Raw genomic sequence first — 4,048 nt, forward strand, 5'->3', positions numbered from 1 at the left:
AGCGGATTTACAGTCCGCCGCGTTTAGCCTCTTCGCTACCCTTCCAAACTCTTTATTCACTTAATGGCTGAAACAACCAATGGGAGTTAACGGGATCGAACCGCTGACCCTCTGCTTGTAAGGCAGATGCTCTCCCAGCTGAGCTAAACTCCCAAAACTTGGCCACTCGCCTATCTCCCAGGGGGCAACCCCCAAGTACTTCCGCCGTAGATGGACTTAACTTCTGTGTTCGACATGGGAACAGGTGTATCTCCATCGCAATGATGACCAAATCATTAAATGTTACCTTGAACATTCAAAACTAAATAACAATTCTTCTAACTTTTAAACCATAAGCATATTATATTTGACTCTTTTGGTAAAGTCCTCGAGCGATTAGTACTGGTCCGCTCCAAGTCTCGCAACTCTTCCACTTCCAGCCTATCTACCAGATCATCTCTCTGGGCTCTTAATTCTTACGAATGGGTAATCTCATCTTGAGGTGGGCTTCGCACTTAGATGCTTTCAGCGCTTATCCCTTCCCTACATAGCTATCCAGCCGTGCTCCTGGCGGAACAACTGGTACACCAGCGGTAAGTCCATCCCGGTCCTCTCGTACTAAGGACAGATCCTCTCAAATTACCTACGCCCGCGACGGATAGGGACCGAACTGTCTCACGACGTTCTGAACCCAGCTCGCGTGCCGCTTTAATGGGCGAACAGCCCAACCCTTGGGACCGACTACAGCCCCAGGATGCGACGAGCCGACATCGAGGTGCCAAACCTCCCCGTCGATGTGAACTCTTGGGGGAGATAAGCCTGTTATCCCCAGGGTAGCTTTTATCCGTTGAGCGATGGCCCTTCCATGCGGTACCACCGGATCACTAAGTCCTAGTTTCCTACCTGCTCGAGTTGTAGCTCTCGCAGTCAAGCTGGCTTTTACCTTTACACTCTACGATTGATTTCCAACCAATCTGAGCCAACCTTTGAGCGCCTCCGTTACTCTTTAGGAGGCGACCGCCCCAGTCAAACTGTCCGTCAGACACTGTCTCCCTGGCCGATTATGCCAGCGGGTTAGAGTAACCATAAGTCAAGGGTAGTATCCCAACAACGCCTCAATAGAAACTAGCGTCCCTATTTCAATGGCTCCTACCTATCCTGTACATGACTTACAGGTACTCAATATCAAACTACAGTAAAGCTCCATGGGGTCTTTCCGTCCTGTCGCGGGTAACCTGCATCTTCACAGGTACTAAAATTTCACCGAGTCTCTCGTTGAGACAGTGCCCAAATCATTACGCCTTTCGTGCGGGTCGGAACTTACCCGACAAGGAATTTCGCTACCTTAGGACCGTTATAGTTACGGCCGCCGTTTACTGGGGCTTCAATTCATACCTTCGACTTACGTCTAAGCACTCCTCTTAACCTTCCAGCACCGGGCAGGCGTCACCCCCTATACATCACCTTGCGGTTTAGCAGAGAGCTGTGTTTTTGATAAACAGTTGCTTGGGCCTATTCACTGCGGCTGGCTTTTACACCAGCACCCCTTCTCCCGAAGTTACGGGGCTATTTTGCCGAGTTCCTTAACGAGAGTTCTCTCGATCACCTGAGGCTACTCGCCTCGACTACCTGTGTCGGTTTGCGGTACGGGTAGATATGACTTTACGCTAGAAGCTTTTCTTGGCAGTGTGACATCAGAGAGTTCGCAACCGTAGTTGCTTCCCCATCACAGCTCAATGTTAAAGAGAAATGCATTTGACACATCTCACACCTCACTGCTTAGACCAGAATCCATTAACTGGCATCTCTTAGCCTACTGCGTCCCTCCATCACGATCATATCTAGTACTGGAATATCAACCAGTTGTCCATCGACTACGCCTTTCGGCCTCGCCTTAGGTCCCGACTAACCCAGGGCGGACGAGCCTTCCCCTGGAAACCTTAGTCTTACGGTGGATAAGATTCTCACTTATCTTGCGCTACTCATACCGGCATTCTCACTTCTTAACGCTCCAGCACTCCTCACGGTATACCTTCATCGCGGTTAAGAACGCTCTCCTACCATTGATAAAATATCAATCCAAAGCTTCGGTAATATGTTTAGCCCCGGTACATTTTCGGCGCAGGGTCACTCGACTAGTGAGCTATTACGCACTCTTTGAATGATAGCTGCTTCTGAGCTAACATCCTAGTTGTCTGTGCAACCCCACATCCTTTTCCACTTAACATATATTTTGGGACCTTAGCTGTTGGTCTGGGCTGTTTCCCTTTCGACTACGGATCTTAGCACTCGCAGTCTGACTGCCGAACATGTGTATTAGCATTCGGAGTTTATCTGAGATTGGTAATCCTAGACGGACCCCTCACCCAAACAGTGCTCTACCTCCAATACACTTACATTTCGACGCTAGCCCTAAAGCTATTTCGGAGAGAACCAGCTATCTCCCAGTTCGTTTGGAATTTCTCCGCTATCCACAAGTCATCCAAACACTTTTCAACGTGTCCTGGTTCGGGCCTCCAGTGCGTCTTACCACACCTTCACCCTGCTCATGGATAGGTCACTAGGTTTCGGGTCTACATCATGATACTAAGTCGCCCTATTCAGACTCGGTTTCCCTACGGCTCCGTCTCTTCAACTTAACCTCGCATCATAACGTAACTCGCCGGTTCATTCTACAAAAGGCACGCTCTCACCCATTAACGGGCTCGAACTTCTTGTAGGCACACGGTTTCAGGTGCTATTTCACTCCCCTCTCGGGGTTCTTTTCACCTTTCCCTCACGGTACTGGTTCACTATCGGTCACTAAGGAGTATTTAGGGTTGGGAGATGGTCCTCCCGGATTCAAACTGGATTTCGCGTGTCCAGCCCTACTCAGGATACTGCTAGGTATAAGCGCTATTTCGTCTACGGGATTATTACCCTCTTTGATTAACCTTCCCAGGTTATTCGACTATAATGCTTAAGTCCACGTTGCAGTCCTACAACCCCAAGAAGCAAGCTTCTTGGTTTGCCCTTCTTCGCGTTCGCTCGCCGCTACTTACGAAATCGTTTTTACTTTCTCTTCCTGCAGGTACTTAGATGTTTCAGTTCTCTGCGTTACCTTTACATGAGCTATGTATTCACTCATGAATAACTGCTAGTAGCAGCTGGGTTTCCCCATTCGGAGACCTAGGGATCAATGCGTACTTACTGCTCCCCCTAGAATATCGTCGTTAGTCACGTCCTTCATCGGCTCTTAGTGCCAAGGCATCCACCGTGCGCCCTTATTAACTTTGCCATGATGATTTATAATCATCGTTTTTCAAGTATAAGTTTGTAAATTCTTTAAAATTCACAGCTTTTGGTTTATTTATCGTTATTAGATATTGTTATTTAGTTTTCAATGTTCAAGTGATTTTAACGTCTTGTCTGACAATGGAGCCTAGCGGGATCGAACCGCTGACCTCCTGCGTGCAAAGCAGGCGCTCTCCCAGCTGAGCTAAGGCCCCACAATCAAGAATTTGATTCTTGCTTAGGTTTATCACTAAACCCCTCAAAACTGAATAAAGTTGAATGCTCACGTCTTTGTATATATTCCTTAGAAAGGAGGTGATCCAGCCGCACCTTCCGATACGGCTACCTTGTTACGACTTCACCCCAGTCATCGGTCTTACCTTAGGAAGCGCCCTCCTTGCGGTTAGGCAACCTACTTCGGGTACTCCCAACTCCCGTGGTGTGACGGGCGGTGTGTACAAGGCCCGGGAACGTATTCACCGCGGCGTGCTGATCCGCGATTACTAGCGATTCCGACTTCATGTAGGCGAGTTGCAGCCTACAATCCGAACTGAGAATGGTTTTAAGAGATTAGCTAAACATCACTGTCTCGCGACTCGTTGTACCATCCATTGTAGCACGTGTGTAGCCCAGGTCATAAGGGGCATGATGATTTGACGTCATCCCCACCTTCCTCCGGTTTATCACCGGCAGTCTCGTTAGAGTGCCCAACTTAATGATGGCAACTAACAATAGGGGTTGCGCTCGTTGCGGGACTTAACCCAACATCTCACGACACGAGCTGACGACTACCATG

The 4,048-nt window shown here is 48.7% G+C and carries 2 tRNA genes and 3 rRNA genes; all 5 read right to left on the reverse strand.

Features of this window, described 5'->3' with window-relative positions:
- Positions 1-80 precede the first annotated feature (80 nt).
- Positions 81-153 (reverse strand) — tRNA-Val (locus AB0C76_RS41070).
- A gap of 3 nt (positions 154-156) precedes the next feature.
- Positions 157-272: ribosomal RNA gene (rrf, locus tag AB0C76_RS41075) — 5S ribosomal RNA — on the reverse strand.
- An 83-nt stretch (positions 273-355) separates the two neighbouring features.
- Positions 356-3,256: ribosomal RNA gene (locus tag AB0C76_RS41080) — 23S ribosomal RNA — on the reverse strand.
- Between the two features lie 138 nt (positions 3,257-3,394).
- Positions 3,395-3,467: transfer RNA gene (locus tag AB0C76_RS41085), tRNA-Ala, on the reverse strand.
- Positions 3,468-3,560: 93 nt separating this feature from the next.
- A 16S ribosomal RNA gene (locus AB0C76_RS41090) occupies positions 3,561-4,048 on the reverse strand; the annotation flags it as partial.

Origin of the sequence: Kitasatospora sp. NPDC048722 (assembly GCF_040650235.1) — a bacterium.
In the GTDB taxonomy this organism is placed as follows: Bacteria; Actinomycetota; Actinomycetes; order Streptomycetales; family Streptomycetaceae; genus Kitasatospora.